This window comes from Nocardia brasiliensis NBRC 14402, assembly GCF_000308475.2.
In the GTDB taxonomy this organism is placed as follows: Bacteria; Actinomycetota; Actinomycetes; order Mycobacteriales; family Mycobacteriaceae; genus Nocardia; species Nocardia brasiliensis.
On sequence record NZ_BAFT02000062.1, the window covers coordinates 124755 to 143315 of the forward strand.

Here is an 18561-nt window from a genome sequence, read left to right on the forward strand (position 1 = left end):
TGTGCCTGCATCGATGTATTGGAGTGCCGCAATGAAGTTTGCTGTTCCTGGTGTTGCGAGTGCTGTCGGCGGCGCCGTGCTCGGTGTGATCGCGGTGCTCCTCGTGACCGTTGCGGTGCAGCAGAACACGCGTCCGGACATCGACCGCAGCGGCGACAAGGACTCGTCGCTGCTGAACAACGTCGAGTACGGCAGTCGCTGACCTCGGCCCTAACCGCCGACTCGCTCGCACCGGCCGCGGCGTCGCGGCGGCACAGTACTGCGCCGCTGGGTAGACGCTGGCTCGCCGGAACCGTTCTCGCCGCGTTTCTGCTGACCTTTCTGCAGGCTCCCGGGCGCACGGTCGCGGACACCAAATACGACCTGGCGCAGAACCCGCTGGGTTTCCTCGAACGTGCCAGCCATCTGTGGAGCAGTCAGGCTCCGATGGGTCAGGTGCAGAACCAGGCCTACGGGTATTTCTTCCCGCACGGCGCCTTCTTCTCGGCCGGGCATGTGCTCGGCGTACCCGCTTGGGCGACCCAGCGGATCTGGTGGGCGCTGCTGCTGCTCGCCGGATTCTGGGGCATCGTCCGGCTGTGCGAGACCCTCGGCATCGGCACCCGCGGCTCCCGGATCGTCGCGGCGATCGCCTTCGCGCTCTCGCCGCGCGTGCTCACGACGCTGGGCTCGATCTCGTCCGAAACCCTGCCGATGATGCTGGCCCCGTGGGTCCTGCTCGCGCCGGCCGCCCTCGGGCTCCGCGGTCGCGTCGGCCGGCGCGGCGGGGCCGCCTCGCCCGCGGGCAGCGCGCTCGCGCTGGCGCTGATGGGGTCGGTCAACGCGGTCGCGACGGTCGCCGCGTTCCTGCCCGCGCTGCTCTGGTGGGGTTCCTACCGGCCGAATCGCGAATGGTGGCGGTTCACCCGGGCCTGGGTGCCGCTGCTGGTGCTCGCCACGTTCTGGTGGGCGGTGCCGTTGCTCCTGCTGGGCAAGGTGAGCCCGCCGTTCCTGGACTACATCGAATCCTCCGGCGTGACAACGCAATGGGCCTCGCTCGCCGAGGTCTTGCGCGGCACGGACAGCTGGACGCCGTTCGTCTCACCGGAACGCATCGCGGGCGCGGTATTGGTGACCCAGCCCGCCGCGGTACTCGCCACCGGACTGCTCGCCGCGGCGGGCATGGCCGGGCTGGCGCTGCGGTCCATGCCGTACCGAGGGCGGCTCGCGCTCATCCTCTGCGTCGGCCTGGTCGGCATCTGTGCGGGATACGTCGGCGAGCTGGGCGGTCCGTTCGCCGAATCGGTGCGGCTGTTCCTGGACTCCGGCGGCGCACCGCTGCGCAACGTGCACAAACTCGAGCCGCTGATCCGAATTCCCTTGGTACTCGGCCTCGCCCAGCTGCTGGCCCGGGTGCCGCTACCGGCCTCGGTGCCGATGCCGGTGTGGCGCAGCGCGTTCGCCCATCCCGAGCGGGACCGGGTGGTCGCCGTCGCCGCCCTGGTGCTGACCGCGCTCACCCTAGCCACGTCGCTGGCCTGGACCGGCCGGCTGGCACCACGCGGCGCCTACGACCGGGTGCCCGCGTACTGGGAGCAGACCGCGCAGTGGTTGCACGACCACGCCGCCGACACCCGCGCCCTGGTGGTGCCCGGTGCACCGTTCGGCAGCCAGGTCTGGGGGCTGACCCGGGACGAACCGTTGCAGGCCTTGGCGAGCACGCCGTGGGCGGTCCGGGACTCGGTGCCGCTGAACCCGCCGGGCACGATCCGCGCGATGGATTCGGTGCAGCGACTGATCGCCGACGGCAGGCCGTCCTCCGGCCTGGCCCCCACCCTGGCCGGGCAGGGCATCGGAATCCTGGTGCTGCGCAACGACCTCGACGCCGAGACCGCGCGCTCGACCCGGCCGATGCTGGCGCACCGGGCGATCGAGGGTTCGCCGGGCCTGACCAAGGTCGCCGAATTCGGCGCGCCGATCGAATCTGCCGTCATCGCCGAAGATCTGGTCGCCGACGGCGATCTGCGGCCTGCCTACCCCGCCGTCGAGATCTATCGGGTGGGCGCTCCGGCACCGGGCGCACCTGCCGAGGTGCGCAGCGGAACCGGTGCGCCGCAATCGTTCCCGGGGGCGTACACGGTGCCGCTCGGCACGATGCCGGTCGTCCGAGGCGGGCCCGAGGTGCTCGAACGGCTGCGCCGCGACCCAGGCACGGCCAATACCCCCGCCTTGCTCGCCGCCGATGCGGTGCGCGCGGGGCTGCCGATCGGACCGCTGACCGTCACCGACACCCCCATGGATCGCGAAGCCGACTTCGGCCGGGTGGACAACCACAATTCGGCGCTGCGCGCGCCCGGCGACGCCCGCCGCACGCACAATCTGGTGCCCGACTACCCGGTCGACGGCGCGGAACCGGTGCGCGGAGAATGGTCGGGGGCAACTGTCACGGCGTCGAGCTCCGCCGCCGACGCCACACAACTCGGCGGTGCCGCGCCGGGCAGCTCGACCGCGGCCGCCGTCGACGGCGATCCGGCGACCGCCTGGATCAGCAACGGCACCGAACACGCACTGGGACAGTGGCTCCGGCTCGAGCTGGACCAGCCGGTCAAGGCCGGACAGCTCACCTTCAGCACCAGCGCGGCCGCCATCGGCGACCCGGTGAAGTGGGTGGAGGTACGCACGGCGAACGGCACCGTGACGACCAGGATTCCCGAACCCGGGACGCCGGTGTCGGTTTCGTTGCCCGCGGGCAAGACCAACTGGGTCACCATCACCGCCGTCCGCACCGAAACCGGCAAGCGCGGTGGGCAGTTCGGTATCAGCGAGCTGACGCTGGACGACTACTCCGTGCGCGACCAACCGGTCCGCGTCGATATCCGGCACCGGACCGTGCTGCCGCCGACGCAGCCCGGCGCCCAGGTGCGCGGCTGGGATCTCGGGCAGGAATTCCCTGGTCGCAGTGGCTGTTTCGATTCGCCGAATCGGGTGCGCTGCAGCAAGGGACTGGCCCTCGCGCCGGAGGAACCCGGTACCTTCCAGCGGACCCTCTCGGTGCCGGAACCGATGTCGGTGACACCCGAACTGACCGTCCGCACTCGGCAGGGCCCTGCGCTGGAGGCACTGCTCACCGACCCCGGCCGGCCGGTCGCCCGCGGCCAGGCCGACGTCGGGGACCTGCGCGGAGCCGCGTTCGCGGCGACGGACGGCGATCCGCGGACCAGCTGGACCGCGCCGGAGGACTCGGTGCGCGCGCTGACCGGTCCGAAACCCACACTGACACTCGAACTTCCCGAGCCGGCGCTGGTGACGGGCCTCGACCTCACGCCGCCGCTGGGTGGACTCCCGGCCACGCCCACCGCGGTGGTGGTGAACCTGGGCGACGGACCGCAGGTGCGGGAACTGGAGCCGGGCGATCCGGGCACCCCGCGCCGGATCTCGCTGCACCCCACCGTGACCGACCGCATCGAACTCAGCCTGCAGTCCTGGCGGCCGGTGCTCGACCAGACCGCGCTCGGCTTCGTGCTCTCGCAACCGCCCGGACTGGCCGAGGTCGAGGTGCTCGGCCCCGGCTACCCGGCCCCCGCGCCGCTGGATCGAGAGATCACCGTCCCCTGCGCGCTCGGACCGACGATCACCGTCGACGGACAGATCCGGCATACGTCGGTCACCGCCACCGCGGACGAGTTGCGCTCCGGTGCACCGGTCGCCGCGCGCGTGTGCGCGGACGACGCTGCGCCGCAGACCGATTCCGACGCGCTCGGGCTCGCATCGGGCCGGGCAGAGGTCACCGTCGGCCCGACCGACCTGTTCTTCGTCGACCGGCTTCGCCTGGACCGCACCGATTTCACGGCCGCGACCCCGGCGGACCAGGGTACCCGCGTGCTGGTGCTGCCGTTGAGCACGAACGTCGGCTGGCAGGCGAAAACGGCCGACGGGCGTGCGCTGGAACCCGTGGTCGTCGACGGCTGGCAGCAGGCCTGGCTGGTCCCGGCCGACGCCCGCGGACCCGTCACGGTGTCGTTCCCGATCGATCGCTGGTATCGCCTCGGGATCTTCGGCGGGCTCCTGCTCTTGTTCCCGCTGTTCTTCCTCGCGCTTCCCCGCCGTACGCGTACTTCGAAAAAGGCTGCCGCCGAGGGGGGTATCGCGCCCGAAAACGCTGCCTCACCGGACTCCGAAGTGCCGGACACCACGCCCAACACAGGCGCGGCAACGAAAACCGGCGCCGACGAACCCCACATCCCGCGCGACATAGCCGCAACACCGAAAGCCCCTGCCGACGAGCCGGATTCCGCGCCGCGCACGTGGGGCACCCGCTGGCTCGGGGCGCTCGGGCTCGCCGCTGCCGCGACGGTGATCGCCGGTCCGGTCGGAACCTTGCTCACCGCAGGCACACTCGCGGCCATCCGGTTCCGGCCCCGGTATGCGGCACGCGCGCTGGTCGTCGTCGCGGGCGTCGGCACCGTGTTGTCGGCGGCGGTGCTGTCCACCGGGCCGTGGCGCTCGGGCGACGGCTATCTCGGCGGCTCGCTCTGGGCACAGTTGCCCGCGCTGCTCGCCGTGGTCGCCGTGGGAGTCGCGGCGCTGCCGCCCGCGCGCCGGAAGAACTGACCGGCCGGGTATCGATTCAGGCTGCGGCGCAACGGACCTCGTTGCTAATGTGGCCCGGCGTGGACACCTGTGCAGAATGTGGTTTCGTGTACGACCTGACCCGCGCGACCGACGTGGCGTCACTGGCCACCGAGCACGCCGTCGAATACGCCGACCTGCTCCTCACCGATTCGCCGAAACTACGGCAGCGCCCGGCGCCCGAGGTGTGGTCGCCGCTCGAATACGCCTGCCACATGCGCGATGTGCTGTTCGTGCAACGTGAACGCGCGCTCGCCGCCCGCCGCTGGGACACCCCGGAGGCGACGCCGATGGGCCGCGACGAACGTGTCGAGCACGACGGCTACGCGGATCAGCGTCCGTCGGATGTCGGCAGGCAGCTTCGCGACGCCGCGCAGCTGTTCGCCAATGTGCTGGACCGGTTGAAGGGCGAGGACTGGGAGCGCACCCTGATCTACAGCTTCCCGGAGCGCCAGGAACGTTCGGTGCGCTGGCTCGCGCTGCACACCCTGCACGAATTGCGCCATCACCTGCGCGACATGCACCTCCAGCTGGACAGCTGACGCGCGGCTGGACGGCTGCCGCGCGAGGCGATCCGGCTCACGGGGCGGCGAGGCGGTCCTCTTCCTCGACTTCGCGCGGCGGCTTCGGCCGGTCCCAGCGCCGCATCCACTGCCGCACCGGCTCCTCGATCAACGCATAGCTGGCCGCGGCCACGGGCAGGGTCAGCGCGATGGTGAGCACGAGGACGTAGCCGAAATCGCCGGCGAACGGCAGGATCCCGAACACCGGGAAGACCACCGAGAGCACCGCGAGATGCCAGATGAAGATGCCGTAGGACCAGCGCCCGACGGTCGCGGCCAGCCGGGACTCCAGCCACCGGTGCGACCGGCCCGGCGCACCGAGGACCAGCGGGGCGAGCAGGGTGAAGCCGATGATCGCGCCGAGACCCATCTTCGCGGCGTACTGCCACGGCTGCGCGTGCGTCAGTCCGGCGGGGCCCGCGACATCGGTCGCCGAGACACCGAACGCGACCGCCGCGAGCGCCCACATCAGCGGCTGGTTCCCCACCAAACGCCAACCCTTCGATAGCCGATCGCTATGAAGTGACAGTTCGGCCAGCACCATTCCCATCGCGAACCAGGGCAGATATGCGGGCAGCCAATTATCGGAATGGATGGCGTCGGGGGTCGGCACCGGAATGAAGTTCCAGCCCAGGCACACCGCCGCGAATACGAGCAGCACCGGAACCCGGTAGCGGGCGGCGTTCCCGCGCAACCACACCAGGGCGAACGCGAGCAACGGCAGCACCAGATAGAAGGCCACCTCCACCGAGAGACTCCACATCTGAGTCAGCCCGTCGGTCAGCGTCAACGGCACGAATACCTGCAGCAGCGCCAGATTCGACACCCACACGCGCAGGCCCGCGGTCCCGGCCGCACCGGGCAGCAGCACCAGCACCGCGATGACCACCGCCCAGTACGCGGGCAGAATGCGCGCGGCACGATGCCGGAGGTAGTAGCCGACCGACGGGGCCGGTCCCAGCCCGCGCGCCGCCGTCGCGTGCGGACGCCACAGCAGGAAACCGGAGAGCGCGAAGAACACCGCGACCGCCATGTCGAACCGTCCCCACACCCGTCCGAGCACGGGGGTATTGGCCGCACCGGTTTGAAAAGCCACGTGCGTCAACAACACTCCGAGCGCGGCCAGTCCGCGCATACCTTCCAGTGCGGGCAGAAATGCGCGCGCGGGGACAGATTCGGCGGCCGCGGGAACGGTCGCGTCGGCGGTGGGCAGCGTTGCGGTCATCGGGCTCCAGTCTGCCTTGCCGATTTTCAGGTGATAACTCTACGTTTCACATTTCGCGCTAAACTCGGTCGATTTCTCGGCCGTTTCCGGCCTCGACGCCGCATGGTACGACATCGGACTGTTAGTGTCGGGGCTCACGAGTGCCACGGGGGTTGAGCCCGGGGCATTCGCCGGAACGACCCTGTTCTACGACGAGGAGAGTTTGCATGGCACTGAGTGCCGGAACCAGAAGGACGGTGGCCTGCCTGCTCGTGGGTCTCGGCGCGTTGCTGATCGTCGCCGCGCTGATGATCCCGACATACACCGTCGGCAAACTGGCGAAGACTCCTCTCGATCTCGAGATCACCACGATCGCGACCAACCAACCCGGTGAAGAGAGTCTCGTGCTGGACTCCAAGTCGCTCACCGGCGACGGCGTCGCGAAGATCGACAAGGACGTCAACCTGGTCTCGCAGCGCTTCCTCACCGTCGAAGAGCCCTCCGATGCCTCCGAGATGACGGTGCAGGCGGGTTCGACGTTGCGGCGCACCGACAAGCAGGGCGACACCGGCCTGCTGACCGCGACCATCGACCGCGTCACCATCGACCGCAAGACCGGCGAGCCGGTCGACAAGGAGCCGAACGGCTCGATCGCGGTCACGGTGAACAAGGAAATGCAGTCGGTCGCCGACCCGGTGCAGCACACCGGCCTGCAGTACCGCTTCCCGATCGGTACCGAGAAGAAGACCTACCCGTACTTCGATCTCAACGTGCGCAAGACCTACGACATCAACTTCGTCGAGGAAACCGAGATCAACAGCCTGAAGGTCTACCACTTCCAGCAGACCATCCCGGCGACCAACCTCTACGACGTGGTGCCCGCGCCGACCAACAAGCTGACCTTCCCGGCCGCCAAATGGGGCGTCGAGGGCGAGGGTGACGTCACCATGGCCCGCTGGTACAGCAACACCCGCGACGTGTGGGTCGAGCCGCAGACCGGCACCGTGATCAAGGGCGGCGAGCAGCTGCACCTGTTCTACGCGCGTTCCGGTGACAAGCCCGAGGTCAGCGCGCTGAAGTCGCATATCGTCTTCAACGAGAACACCATCGAGTCGCAGATCGCGGTGGCCAAGGAGAACATCGACAAGCTGTCGCTGTACGGCCGGATCATGCCGATCATCCTCGGTGTGCTCGGCGTGATCGCGTTGATCGTGGGCGTGATCCTCGGCGTGCGCGGCGGCTCCGCGGCCGCCCCGGCAGGTAGCGGCGGGCCGTTGAACCGGCGCTCCGGTGGTTCGGCCGCGGCCGGTGGGACGCGGCCCGTGGACAACGATCCGCCGACCGAACAGATCAAGATCACGAAACAACCGTGATGTAGCACCATGATTCGGCCCCCGGTCCTCGACCGGGGGCCGTTTCTTTGCCGGCTGCCGAGCTGAATTCGGCGATCGGCTCGGCATGCGGTGTGCCGCGAGTCCGGAGCGGAGCCCGCGGCACAGCCGGTCCGGTGCATCGGTCAGGCGGCGTCGAGGGCCGCGCCGATCTTGCGGGCCATTGCCGCGACGGCCGGGGCGGGCGTGCCCTTGCCGGACTGGGCCGCGTCGACAGCGACCAGGACGGTGTCGCGGAAGTTGACCGCCTCGGCCGGGTACTGCTCGCCGAGCAGGTGCATGGCCGCGGTCAGGGCGGGCAGCACCTGGTCGGCGAGTTCGGCGACGGACTTGCCGGGCAGGTGGATGTCCCGGGACTTGGCCGCGAGCACATGCCCGACCAGGCCGGTCGCCGACGTCAAGGCGGTGGAGCCCTGCGCGATGCCCTTGTGCGACGCGCCGGCGGCCGCGATCAGCGAAACCGCGCCGTACGCGGCGGTGCGCAGGGTGGCCTTGTCCTGGTCGGTCAGGGTGCTGGTGATGATGCTCATGGTGGGTACTCCTCGAAATCGTTTGTGGCAGTGGCCGGAACCCCGTTGGCGCCGGCCGCTTTGTTCGATGGATGTACTTTCGCCGGGTCGCCTGACACCGCCCTGACAGCCAACTGACACTCCCGCTGACACCGAGTGGGCGCAGGCCGGGGTCTTCCCCAGCCCGTGAACGCGACGGTCGCGACGCGGTCCCTGGCGCGAGGTCGCGCACCGCACGCCACGCGCACACCTCACCGCCACCCGCGCACTTCACGCCACCCCACGCCACCCGCGCGCACCTCACACCACCGCGCGCACCTGATGTCATCCCGCGCGCGTGTCAGCTGACCGACATGCGCGCGGGATGACGAGAAGTGCGCGGGGCGGGAGACGTTGCCGCCGTGCCTATCTCGGATGCGTCAGCGGATCTGGCGACGGTCGCGCTCTGCTGTGCGCAGGACGATGGCGGCGACCACGAGGGTCGTGGTGGCGGCGCAGGCGGCGGCGGTGGTGATGAGGGCGGGTGTGGAGCGGGCGAACGCGACCATCAGCGTCACCTCGATCGCCAAGCCCAGCCAGGTCAGGGCGGCGAGGGCGGTGCGGTCGACGGCGATGGCGGACAGCATCGCGCCCTGGAGCACGGCGAGGATCGCACCGTGCAAGGCGAACAGCCACAGCAGTCCTTGAATGGGGGCGTAGTCCTGGCCCGCCAGCACCGGCGCGATCGGTGCGGCCAGGACGGCGCACAGCACGGCGGCGATACCGATACCGGACAGCACAGCCAGCGCCGACCGGATCGCGCGCGCCGAATGCGTCGGCTGCGCCATCCGCGGGTACAGCACCACGCCGACCGCCTGCGGCAGCCAGAACGCGATCTTGGTCGCGATGGTGCCCAGCGCGTAACGGCTGGCGTCCGCGTCGTCCAGGACCATGCGAACGACGATGAGATCGGCGGAGGACAGTGCCATCAGCGCCGCCTGCACCTGCGCGGCCCGCAGCACCGGCAGCACCCCGATGGCCTGCCCTACTCCGTCTTCGTCCACGTCGGCGGTGCGGTCGCGCGGAGCAGGCGAGCCCGCGACGAACCTGGCGAACGCCGCCGCCACCGCGATACCCGCCGCCGCCGCGATCAATGCCGGCGCCGCGCCACCCCCCGCGGCGAGCACGACGAGCGCGGGCACGACCCTGGCGATCCCGGCTGCGCCGAGCACGACGCCCAACGCCCGAAACCGCCTGCCGCCCTGCAACACTCCCTGTTCACCGGACAGCAGCACCAGGGCGGGGGCCGCACACAACGCGGCGGCGCAGGCGGCGGCGCCGACGTTCAACGCCGTGGTCACCACCGGAATCAACAACGCGACAACCACCGCCACGATCACCGCGCACCGCCACTGCAACCCGCGCAACGCGGCGGCACTCGCGCCCCGGACCAGTTCTCTGGCCACTACGTTCTGCAACGCAAGCGCGGGCACGGCGCACAGCAGCTGCACCGCGAGCAGGCTCGCGAACTCGCTGTATCCGGCGACGCCCAGCCACCGCCCCGCCAGCAACTGCAACAGATAGCCGGCCACGTTGGCGGTCATCGCACCCGCCGTCACCAACGTCAGATCCGCCACCACAGGAAACCGACGGACCGCAGACACGTTCGCCATCGTCCCACCCGGTGGCGCGTCGGCGGCTGCGCACCCCCTGGTCGCGCGTGTTCGAGATCAGGAGGAACTGGTGGCGGCATCGTTCGAGGAGCCGCCGCCGTCAGTTCCCCCTGATCATGAACGCGTCCGCCGGGGATGCCTCGGCGTAATGGACGTAGGGTGCACAAGCGTGAACGAGAGCGAGCCGAGGGTGCGCGGGCGGTGGGGGAAGTTCGTCCCCGCCGGGTACAGCGCGGTGCTCACGCTGCTCATCATGGGACCGCTGCTGGGCCCGGGATATCTGCTGCTGCGCGACGCGGTGAGTACCCCGCGTTCCTATCTCACCGGCTCTGCCCTCGGACTCGGTGACGCGGCCCCGCGCGCGGTCCCGCAGGACGCGCTGCTGGCGGTGCTGTCACCGCTGCTCGACGGCGGCCTCATCGTCAAAGCGATCCTGCTCCTCGCGCTGTGGGCGGCCGGTTACGGCGCCGCCGCACTGGTGCGCGAACTCCTCCACGCACCCGTGCCCGCCCAACTGGTCGCCAGCACCGTCGCGCTCTGGAACCCCTACCTCGCCGAGCGACTCCTTCAAGGACACTGGAGCCTGCTCACCGGCTACGCCGCCCTCCCCTGGATCATCCTGACCGCCAACCGCATTCGAGTGCCGTCGCACAGCGGTCATGCACCTGGAACATTCACCGGTCACGCGCAGACGGATCCGAGGCCGGATCGGTTTGCTGCGCTGCGGGATTGGGCCGGGTTGGCGGGGGTGCTGGCGGCGGCGGGGCTTACGCCGACGGGTGCGGTGCTCGGCGCGGTTACGGCGCTGGTGGTGGTCGGGCGGCGGCGGTTCGCCGGGGTTGCGGTGCTGGTCGCGCTTGCGTCCGTGCCGTGGTTGGTGGCGACCGCGGTGTCCGGGTCCGGGAGCGAACCGTCGGATCCGGCGGGGATCGCCGCGTTCGCCGCTCGGGCCGAACCCGGTCTCGGCACGCTGGGAAGCCTGGCGGGTCTCGGGGGGATCTGGAACGGGGACGCGGTACCGGCTACGCGGACCACGTTGCTCGCGGTGATCGGGACGCTCCTGTTGCTCGCCATCGTCGCCACCGGCGTGCGATCCGTCTGGACCGCCCAGAGCAATCGCTACGTGCTCCGCGCCCTCGTCTTTCTTGCAGCACTTGCGATCCTGCTGCCCGCGCTCGGCGCCACCCCCTGGGGCATGCAGCTGCTGGAATGGCTCGTCGCCCACGTCCCCGGCACCGGACTACTGCGCGACACCCAAAAATACGTCGCCCTCGCCATGCCCGCCTACGCCCTGTGCGCCGCCGCAAGCTGCACGCTGCTCGCCGCCCGCTTCCACTCCGGCCACGCCACTCTTTCCGCCCCGGCATCGCATGTCGGCACGCTACCCACTACTCGGAGCAGAGCGCTGACCCGTACGGTCGCAGCCGTTTTCATCGTTTTGCTGGTGCTGCCGCTGCTGGATCTCGCTTGGGGCGCGGGTGGTGCGTTGCGGCCGGTGCACTATCCCGCGGGGTGGCAGCAGGTTGGCGAGCGGATGGATGGGCCGGGGGACGTTGCGGTGTTGCCGGGGGGCATGTTTCGGAAGTTCCGGTACAGCGGGACGGTTCCGGTGCTCGACCCGGCGCCGCGGATGTTGCCGCGCGACGTGTTGCAGACCGGCGAGCTGCCGGTGCGCGGGCGCACCGTGGCCGGGGAGGGCACGCGGGCCCGCACGGTGGAAAGTCTGCTCCTGCACGGCGGTTCGGCTGCGGAGTTGGCCGGGCAAGGTGTCGGCTGGGTGTTGCTGGAACGCGGCACCCCCGGACCGCTCGGCGACTCGAAAACGACGCTCGCGCAACTGGATCAGGTGTACACCGACACCGACCTCACGTTGTACCGCGTGCCCGGCCCGATCGACGAGCGCACGGGCTCCGCCACGAATCGCCTACTCGTCATCACCGCCCACGTTTTATGGGCCGCACTACTTCTCGGCGGCCTACTCCTCGCAGTCATGGTGCGCATCCTCGCGCCGAGACCGCAACACCCCGGGGCACGCGCACCACGTTCTCAGCCGGGCGATTCCAGCCACACATAGAACCACCAGCAGCACCTGCGAAAAGGTCACGCACGAAGTCGCAGAGGGCCGAGCCCGCCGCACAGTGGCGCAAAAAAGGGCGGCGCGAACTCAACTGACAGGGCGCGGGGCGATCAACCCTGACGTGTGCTCGCCGCGGGCGACTGCGGCCAGCACCTCGTACACCCCGTTTCCCGTTTGCTCCCAGGAGAATTCCCGGGCTCGGGCCCGCGCCTTCTCGCCCATTACGGTGCGCGCGGCGTGATCGCCGAGCAGTTCGCCTACCGCGTCGGACAATTGGGGGACGTCGTCTACGAGCAGTCCGGTGACGCCGTCGATGATCGAGTCGGTGAGACCGCGGGAACTGCGGTAGCCGATGGTGGGGACGCCGTGCTGGGCGGCTTCGATGACGGCGAGTCCCCAGCCTTCCTTGCGCGAGGGCAGCACGTGCACCCAAGCGCGGGAAAGCAATTCGTGTTTGCGGCGTTCGTCGACGTGCCCGTGGAAGGTGAGGGCGTCGGCGATGCCGAGGCGCGCGGCGTCGGCCTTCAGGTTGTCGGCCCACCAGCCGTCGCCGATCACGTCGAGATGCAGGCCGGGGATGCCGGGGCGTAGTCGCGCGACGACCGCGAGCGCGTCCTCGATCTGCTTGTGCGGCACCAGCCGTGACAGCACCACGATGCGCGGGTTGTCCGTGCGGGTTTCCGCGGCGCCGGTAGGCGCGTCGGCGGGGACGGGTTCAGCCCCGTTGCGCACCACCGCGATCCGGGTCTGCTCGACGCCGAGGGTGGCGAGTTCTTCGGCCGAGGGCAGCGAAACGGTCAGGTATTGATTGCGCTTGTGCACGCGCGGCGAGAGTCGCGATTCGATCCACCAGCCGATCCGGCCGACCAGCCGCCCCGCGACCGGCCACTGTTCCCGATGGCCGTGATGCACCAGCACCACCGACGGCGCCTTGGCGGCCGCGGTGGCGAAGAACGGGATGCCGTTCTGCGTGTCGATGATGGCGTCCGGTCGCACATCGCGCAGCGGACCGAGACCGAGCCTGCCGAACGCCATCGCGGCCAGCGCCCGCGGATAGACGGAGTAGCGCCCACCGGCCCGGCTGATCTCGATGCCGTCGAGGTGTTCGCGCTTCGGCGCGCCCGGATAGCGAGCGGTGCGCAGGGTGACCTTGACACCGCGTGCCGCGAGCTGCGCGCCGACCTGCTCGAGGTAGCGTTCGCTGCCGCCGCCCTGCGGGTGCCCGGTGTCGCGCCAGCACAGCAGGAGGACTTCGCGCACGGTCGAGCTTCTCTCGGTCAGGTGGTCCCGGCATCGGGAACGTCGGATATCGCGCTACACCCTAACCCGGCGACCCGCCGGAAAGCCGATCACCGGCGCTTGTGCAGGCACATGATCGGCAACCGCGCCCCGCCGACCTGGTTATCGACGAGCGTGCGCGGCCCCGCGCGAGCGCAGGAGCGGACGACAGCGCCACAACACCGTTATGCGAGACTCGGCGCCGTGTTGAGAGCCGAAAAATCGCCCGCCGACGGCGCGGCCCCCCGGTTCGCGCGCCGCGCGACGCTGCGCCGGTCGCTGCGCCTGCTCGGCAGTTTCCGGTTCGAGCAGTCCGATCCGGCGGTGTTCTACGGCGGCCTCGCCGAGGACAGCGCGGCGATGCTCGGCGATTTCTACACAGACCTCACCGGCCAGGATCTGACCGGGGCGACGATTCTCGATGTCGGCGGCGGCCCGGGCTACTTCGCCGACGAGTTCCGGCGCGCGGGCGCGCGGTATATCCCGGTGGAGCCGGACCCCTCCGAAATGCACGCGGCCGGTTTGTCGGCGGCGGGTGCGGTGCGCGGTTCGGGGATGGCGCTGCCGTTCCGCGATGACGCGGTGGACATCTGCTTCTCGTCGAATGTCGCCGAGCATGTGCCGGATCCGTGGCTGATGGCGGACGAGATGGTGCGTGTGACCCGGCCGGGCGGGTTGATCGTGCTGTCGTACACGGTGTGGCTCGGCCCGTTCGGCGGGCACGAAACGGGGCCGTGGCACTACCTCGGTGGCGAGTACGCGGCGCGGCGGTACCGGCGTAAGCAGGGGCGGGAACCGAAGAACCGGTTCGGCAGGTCTCTGTTCGCGGTGCGCGCTTCGGACGGATTACGGTGGGCGGCAGCGACTTCGGCCGACGTGCGCACCGTATTCCCGCGCTATCATCCGCGCTGGGCGTGGTGGCTCGTGCGCATTCCGGCGCTGCGCGAGTTACTGGTGAGCAATCTCGTCGTGGTCGCCACCAAGGAATAGCGACTACTCCGCGTTCAGCGGACGGCTCAGTGCTCGAGCCAGCCGCGCCGCCAGGTGCGCCTGCCACACGGTTCGTGCAGCGGCCGGCTCCACGGCGATTCCTGGATCGCGAGACCGACGGTTTCCAGTGTGGTGAGACCGACCTGGTCGGCTAAAGCCCCCACGACGGCTACGGCTTCAGCGGCTTGCATGGCGGCGGTTGCTTGCTCGATGGTCAGCGTGCGCCCCGGTAGGAAGGACACCACCCAGCCGCCCGCGCCTACGCTCTTCGCTTGATGTTCGGTCTGGTCGCTGGTCATCAGCGATCTGCCGACTACTTGCACCGCCATGACTCGGTCTCCCCAATTGCGGTATCGGTTCAGAAATCGAGCGAGCTGATCAGTAGCTAATAGCATCCTCTTTTCAGCAACAGAACGCAATAGTGCGTTCTACGAAAAGCGAACCGACAGGTTGGGATCCGTCCAGCTCAGCGCCACCCTCCCCGAGCAGAACTGGAACAGGTTACAGACAATCGGACCACAAAACTGTAACGTGTTCTCATGCATTACGACAGCTTGTTCATCGGCGGCCGCTGGACTGCGCCGGCCACCACCGAGCGCGTTCAGGTCATCTCGCCGGTCACGGTCGAGCCGGTGGGCAGCGTCCCCGCGGTCACCAGGGCCGACGTCGACGCGGCGGTCGCCGCCGCCCGGCACGCCTTCGACCACGGCCCGTGGCCGGCCACGCCGCCGCAGGAACGGGCCGAAGTACTCACCCGCGCCGCGCGGCTGATCGAGCAGCGTTCGGCCGAACTGCTCGCCGCGCTCACCGCGGAAATGGGCGCACCGCAGATGATCGCCATGACGCTCAACCAGATTCCCGCGGTCGCCGCGCTGGACGCGTGCGCGGCGCTCGCGAAAACGTTCCCCTGGAACGAGACTCGCACCGGACTCTTCGGCACCGCGCGGGTGAGCCGGGAGCCGCGCGGGGTCGTCGCGGCGGTCACCGCGTGGAATGTCCCGCTGTTCCTCGCCGCCAACAAGCTCGGACCGGCCTTGCTCGCCGGTTGCACCGTGGTGCTGAAACCCGCACCGCTGACACCGATCACGGCCAATCTGCTGGCCGACATCTTCACCGAGGCCGGCCTGCCCGAGGGCGTACTCTCGGTGCTGCCCGCCGAGCCCGAGGCCGCGGAATACCTGGTTTCGCATCCGGGCGTCGACAAGGTCACCTTCACCGGCAGCACCGCGGTCGGGCGGAAGATCGGCGCGATCGCCACCGGTCAGCTCAAGAGCGTCTCCCTGGAGCTCGGCGGCAAGTCCGCGGCAATCCTGTTGCCGGACATGGACATCGCGGCCACCATTCCCGTGCTCGCCTTCTCCGGACTGATGAACAGCGGGCAGGGTTGCGTCGCGCAGACCCGAATTCTCGCGCCGCGCAGTCGTTATGACGAGACCGTCGACGCGCTCGTCGCACACGTGCAGACGATGAAGGTCGGCGATCCCGCGGATCCCGCGGTGCAACTCGGCCCGCTGATCTCCGAGCGGCAGCGCGAACGGGTCGAGGGGTACATCGCGAAGGGCAAGGCGGAGGGCGCGCGACTCGTGCTCGGCGGCGGCCGCCCCGCGGGCCTGGATCGCGGCTGGTTCGTCGAGCCGACGATCTTCGCCGATGTGGACAACAAGTCGACCATCGCGCAGGAGGAGATCTTCGGGCCGGTGCTGTCGGTGATCCCGTACGAGACCGAGGACGAGGCGGTGGCCATCGCCAACGATTCGGTCTACGGCCTGGCGGGCTCGGTCTGGACGACCGACGTCGAGCACGGTGCCGAGATCGCCGCGCGGGTGCGGACCGGCACCTACGCGATCAATTGGTATGCGTTCGACCCCAGCTCACCGTTCGGCGGCTACAAGAATTCCGGGCTCGGCCGCGAGAACGGCCCCGAAGGGCTCGACTCGTTCTGCGAGCAGAAGTCGGTGCTCATGCCGATGGGGTGGACCGGCTAGTCCGCGCGGCGGAACCGGCCGGGAGGCGGCGGCGGTTCAGTCCGTCGGCATGACCACCCGCAGGACCGGCTCGCTCTCGCGGCCGGTCAGGCCGGGCGCGTCGACGATCTCGACGCGCCATCCCGGCGGCAGGACGGCCTGCAGGCGCCCGGCGGCGCGGCGCAACGGCGTGCTGAGCGTGGTCAGCTCGAAGCCGGCCACCAGGGGCGCGATGGACGCGCCCGTCTCCAGATCGGTCATGCTCCAACCACCTCTCGCGCGTCGATCTCATCGTCTTGCCGCAGCGCGGGAATTCGATGTCGATAGGGAAGTAGTTCAGTCGATCAGTTAACGGTTAGCAATCGGACTGACAGGTCATGAGACCAAGAACACTGCAAGCATAAGCCACCTCTGCGCAAACCTCGCACATCAGGCAACTACCCCATGCCGCGTCTTGGCAAACGCCCCCTGCTCGCGATTCCGTGACCACCGACCATGACCAATAGCACCACACATTCCGGCTCGCGCGGCGGGAAACACGCGCAACGGATGTGGATGATGTGTCATCGACCGGGCGGCGTCGCCTTGCTTCCGGCCAGGATTTTCGCGCTCTTCCTGAGCCGTTCTCGGCGGGTATTTATTGGTATGGAACAGGATTCGAGCCCGTCACCGCGAAAGCCGGTGCGCGACCGAAAGGCTCGCGCGCACCCCGTTGTCGCGTCATCCCCACTTCGCACCCGAGCGGAACTGGGGAGCACACGTCAACGGCGTAGCGACCGTCGATAGTCCGCCGGGGTCGCACCGGTCGCGGCACGCAGATGCGTCCGCAATGCGGTGACACTGCCGAAACCGGACCGCTCGGCCACCACTTCGACTGGCAGGTCCGTGGTTTCGAGCAATTCGCGGGCGCGCACCGTGTGCTGCGCGTCCAGCCACCGCCGCGGTGTCGTGCCGACCTCCTGCTTGAACCGGCGAATGAACGTCCGTTCGCTCATCAGCGCGTGCGCCGCCATCGCCGAAACATCCGGTGCGACAGCCGGGTCCCGCGTCACCCACGCCAGCGTCGCGGCCAAACCGCCCTGGAAGCTGCCACCCGCCAACGGATCCGGGATGTACTGCGCTTGACCGCCGGACCGGTGCGGCGGCGTCACGTTCCACCGGGCGAGTTCGGCCGCGGGGCTCACGCCCAACTCCCGGCGCGCGATATGCAGGCACAGGTCGAATCCGGCCGTCAAACCCGCCGAGGTCAGGACGTCGCCGTCGTCCACGTAGAGCGCCGCCGGGTCCAACTTCACCGCGGGAAACAGGTCGGCGAACTCGTCGCAGTACGCCCAGTGCGTGGTCGCGGGCCGGTCGTCCAGTAGCCCGGCCCTGGCCAGCACGAACGCGCCGACACAGATGCTCACCAGGATCGCGCCCCGGGCCGCCGCGGCACGCAGTGCCGCGAGGGCGTCGTCCGGTGGTGGCAGCGTCGGCAGGGCGATACCGGGGACCACGACGATGTCGGCCTGCTCGAGCGCTTCCAGCCCGTGCTCCACCCGCAGATCGAATCCGTTGGGCGTCCACACCGGCCCACTGCGCAAGCCACACGTGGTCATCTCGAAGCCCACCGGTTCGCCGAACTTGCTCGGACCGTGCCGGAAGACCTGGACGGCGCAGGCCAGGTCGTAAGTCATGACGCCGTCCAAGGCGAGCGCGACGACCTGTTTCACCCCTGCAGTTTGGCACGAATCCGAGCATCCGTGGCATCTCCGCCACTCGTTGCTCGCTCCTGCGTGCGATTCACTGAACTCGAGTCAGTGGAGAGGAGTTCGCATGGGCACGCCGAGCGGCATCGACGGTGCCCGCTACGACGACGAACTCGTCTACGTCGCCAGCCTGCTGCACGACCTGCAACTCGAACACCCCACGCCCGGTCGCTGTTTCGCGGTCACCGGCGCCGAACGGGCCGTCGAGTTCGTCACCGGCGCGGGCGCCACTGCCGAACAGGCCGCCGCGATCGGCACCGCCATCGCCACCCATATCACCCCCAGCACCGGCAAAAACCTCAGCGAGCCAGGCCGTTTCATCTATGCGGGCGCGTCCGTCGACGTCGTCGGCGCCCGCATGGCCGACCTCGACCCCGCCTGGGTCACCGAACTCCTGCACCGGCACCCCCGCCACAATTTCGCCGCCCACATGTCCGCCGCCCTCACCGACGAGGCCGCCGCCGTCCCCCGCGGCCGCACCCGATGGCTCCTCACCCGAGCCGCCATGCGCCCCTTGATAACCCACGCCCCCTTCGCCGAATAACTCCGCCCGCCGCTGCTATTCGCTCGGAAATGT

At 69.6% G+C, this 18561-nt stretch carries 15 protein-coding genes; 8 read left to right on the forward strand and 7 right to left on the reverse strand.

All coding sequences use genetic code 11. The features are described 5' to 3' along the window. Positions 1-31 precede the first annotated feature (31 nt). From TY25_RS41770 to TY25_RS21075, 3 genes are read left to right on the forward strand one after another with little or no spacing between them, the layout of a single operon-like run. Positions 32-202: a DUF2613 domain-containing protein gene (locus tag TY25_RS41770; protein WP_014988932.1), complete on the forward strand. Its 171-nt coding sequence runs from the start codon at positions 32-34 to the stop codon at positions 200-202. Continuing rightward, a complete protein-coding gene (locus tag TY25_RS21070; protein WP_425342588.1) occupies positions 199-4590 on the forward strand; it encodes an alpha-(1->3)-arabinofuranosyltransferase in 4392 nt (1463 codons plus the stop codon). Before TY25_RS41770 ends, TY25_RS21070 begins: the two co-directional genes overlap by 4 nt. Before the next feature lie 59 nt (positions 4591-4649). After that, positions 4650-5150 (forward strand): DinB family protein, encoded by a 501-nt coding sequence (locus TY25_RS21075; RefSeq protein ID WP_236639136.1) that lies wholly within the window; start codon positions 4650-4652, stop codon positions 5148-5150. A 37-nt stretch (positions 5151-5187) separates the two neighbouring features. Here the strand turns inward: TY25_RS21075 and TY25_RS21080 are convergent, their stop codons facing one another. Continuing rightward, positions 5188-6396, reverse strand: coding sequence for an acyltransferase family protein (locus TY25_RS21080; RefSeq protein WP_256656703.1), 1209 nt, complete (start codon positions 6394-6396; stop codon positions 5188-5190). A gap of 206 nt (positions 6397-6602) precedes the next feature. On the opposite strand from TY25_RS21080, the gene pgfA reads away from it, so the two are divergent. Beyond that, positions 6603-7748 (forward strand): cell envelope lipid trafficking protein PgfA, encoded by a 1146-nt coding sequence (gene pgfA / locus TY25_RS21085; RefSeq protein WP_029900918.1) that lies wholly within the window; start codon positions 6603-6605, stop codon positions 7746-7748. Between the two features lie 143 nt (positions 7749-7891). On the opposite strand, the gene TY25_RS21090 is transcribed toward pgfA, so the two are convergent. Both TY25_RS21090 and TY25_RS21095 read right to left on the reverse strand, forming a co-directional pair. After that, positions 7892-8296, reverse strand: a complete 405-nt coding sequence (locus tag TY25_RS21090; RefSeq protein WP_042258622.1) for a hypothetical protein — start codon at positions 8294-8296, stop codon at positions 7892-7894. 398 nt (positions 8297-8694) lie between these two features. After that, positions 8695-9927: a polysaccharide biosynthesis protein gene (locus TY25_RS21095; protein WP_042258623.1), complete on the reverse strand. Its 1233-nt coding sequence runs from the start codon at positions 9925-9927 to the stop codon at positions 8695-8697. 169 nt (positions 9928-10096) lie between these two features. Here TY25_RS21095 and TY25_RS21100 point away from each other — a divergent pair, with 169 nt between their 5' ends. Next, a complete protein-coding gene (locus tag TY25_RS21100) occupies positions 10097-12001 on the forward strand; it encodes an MmpA family trehalose lipid delivery protein (RefSeq protein ID WP_500797171.1) in 1905 nt (634 codons plus the stop codon). A 90-nt stretch (positions 12002-12091) separates the two neighbouring features. On the opposite strand, the gene TY25_RS21105 is transcribed toward TY25_RS21100, so the two are convergent. After that, a complete protein-coding gene (locus tag TY25_RS21105) occupies positions 12092-13264 on the reverse strand; it encodes a glycosyltransferase family 4 protein (protein WP_042258625.1) in 1173 nt (390 codons plus the stop codon). Between the two features lie 222 nt (positions 13265-13486). Between TY25_RS21105 and TY25_RS21110 the strand changes: the two genes are divergently transcribed. Next, positions 13487-14272 (forward strand): class I SAM-dependent methyltransferase, encoded by a 786-nt coding sequence (locus tag TY25_RS21110; RefSeq protein WP_042258627.1) that lies wholly within the window; start codon positions 13487-13489, stop codon positions 14270-14272. Positions 14273-14298: 26 nt separating this feature from the next. On the opposite strand, the gene TY25_RS21115 is transcribed toward TY25_RS21110, so the two are convergent. After that, positions 14299-14601 carry a hypothetical protein gene (locus TY25_RS21115; RefSeq protein ID WP_014988943.1) on the reverse strand — a complete coding sequence of 101 codons (303 nt, stop codon included), beginning with the start codon at positions 14599-14601 and terminating at the stop codon, positions 14299-14301. A 210-nt stretch (positions 14602-14811) separates the two neighbouring features. Here TY25_RS21115 and TY25_RS21120 point away from each other — a divergent pair, with 210 nt between their 5' ends. After that, the gene (locus tag TY25_RS21120) at positions 14812-16257 is read left to right on the forward strand and encodes an aldehyde dehydrogenase (RefSeq protein ID WP_042258629.1); all 1446 of its coding nucleotides are present in this window, start codon (positions 14812-14814) and stop codon (positions 16255-16257) included. A gap of 36 nt (positions 16258-16293) precedes the next feature. Here the strand turns inward: TY25_RS21120 and TY25_RS21125 are convergent, their stop codons facing one another. Both TY25_RS21125 and TY25_RS21130 read right to left on the reverse strand, forming a co-directional pair. Further along, positions 16294-16497: a hypothetical protein gene (locus TY25_RS21125; RefSeq protein ID WP_042258632.1), complete on the reverse strand. Its 204-nt coding sequence runs from the start codon at positions 16495-16497 to the stop codon at positions 16294-16296. 500 nt (positions 16498-16997) lie between these two features. Further along, entirely contained in the window at positions 16998-17948 is a 951-nt protein-coding gene (locus TY25_RS21130) for a GlxA family transcriptional regulator (protein ID WP_081868998.1), read from the reverse strand. 103 nt (positions 17949-18051) lie between these two features. On the opposite strand from TY25_RS21130, the gene TY25_RS21135 reads away from it, so the two are divergent. Beyond that, a complete protein-coding gene (locus TY25_RS21135) occupies positions 18052-18528 on the forward strand; it encodes a hypothetical protein (protein WP_174484639.1) in 477 nt (158 codons plus the stop codon). The last annotated feature ends 33 nt before the right edge of the window (positions 18529-18561 follow it).

Coding starts and splice junctions, on each gene's coding strand:
- TY25_RS21080 (WP_256656703.1), bottom strand. CDS start 6,396: ATGACCGCAACGCTGCCCACCGCCGACGCGACCGTTCCCGCGGCCGCC.
- TY25_RS21125 (WP_042258632.1), bottom strand. CDS start 16,497: ATGACCGATCTGGAGACGGGCGCGTCCATCGCGCCCCTGGTGGCCGGC.
- TY25_RS21095 (WP_042258623.1), bottom strand. CDS start 9,927: ATGGCGAACGTGTCTGCGGTCCGTCGGTTTCCTGTGGTGGCGGATCTG.
- TY25_RS41770 (WP_014988932.1), top strand. CDS start 32: ATGAAGTTTGCTGTTCCTGGTGTTGCGAGTGCTGTCGGCGGCGCCGTG.
- TY25_RS21120 (WP_042258629.1), top strand. CDS start 14,812: ATGCATTACGACAGCTTGTTCATCGGCGGCCGCTGGACTGCGCCGGCC.
- TY25_RS21135 (WP_174484639.1), top strand. CDS start 18,052: ATGGGCACGCCGAGCGGCATCGACGGTGCCCGCTACGACGACGAACTC.
- pgfA (WP_029900918.1), top strand. CDS start 6,603: ATGGCACTGAGTGCCGGAACCAGAAGGACGGTGGCCTGCCTGCTCGTG.
- TY25_RS21115 (WP_014988943.1), bottom strand. CDS start 14,601: ATGGCGGTGCAAGTAGTCGGCAGATCGCTGATGACCAGCGACCAGACC.
- TY25_RS21090 (WP_042258622.1), bottom strand. CDS start 8,296: ATGAGCATCATCACCAGCACCCTGACCGACCAGGACAAGGCCACCCTG.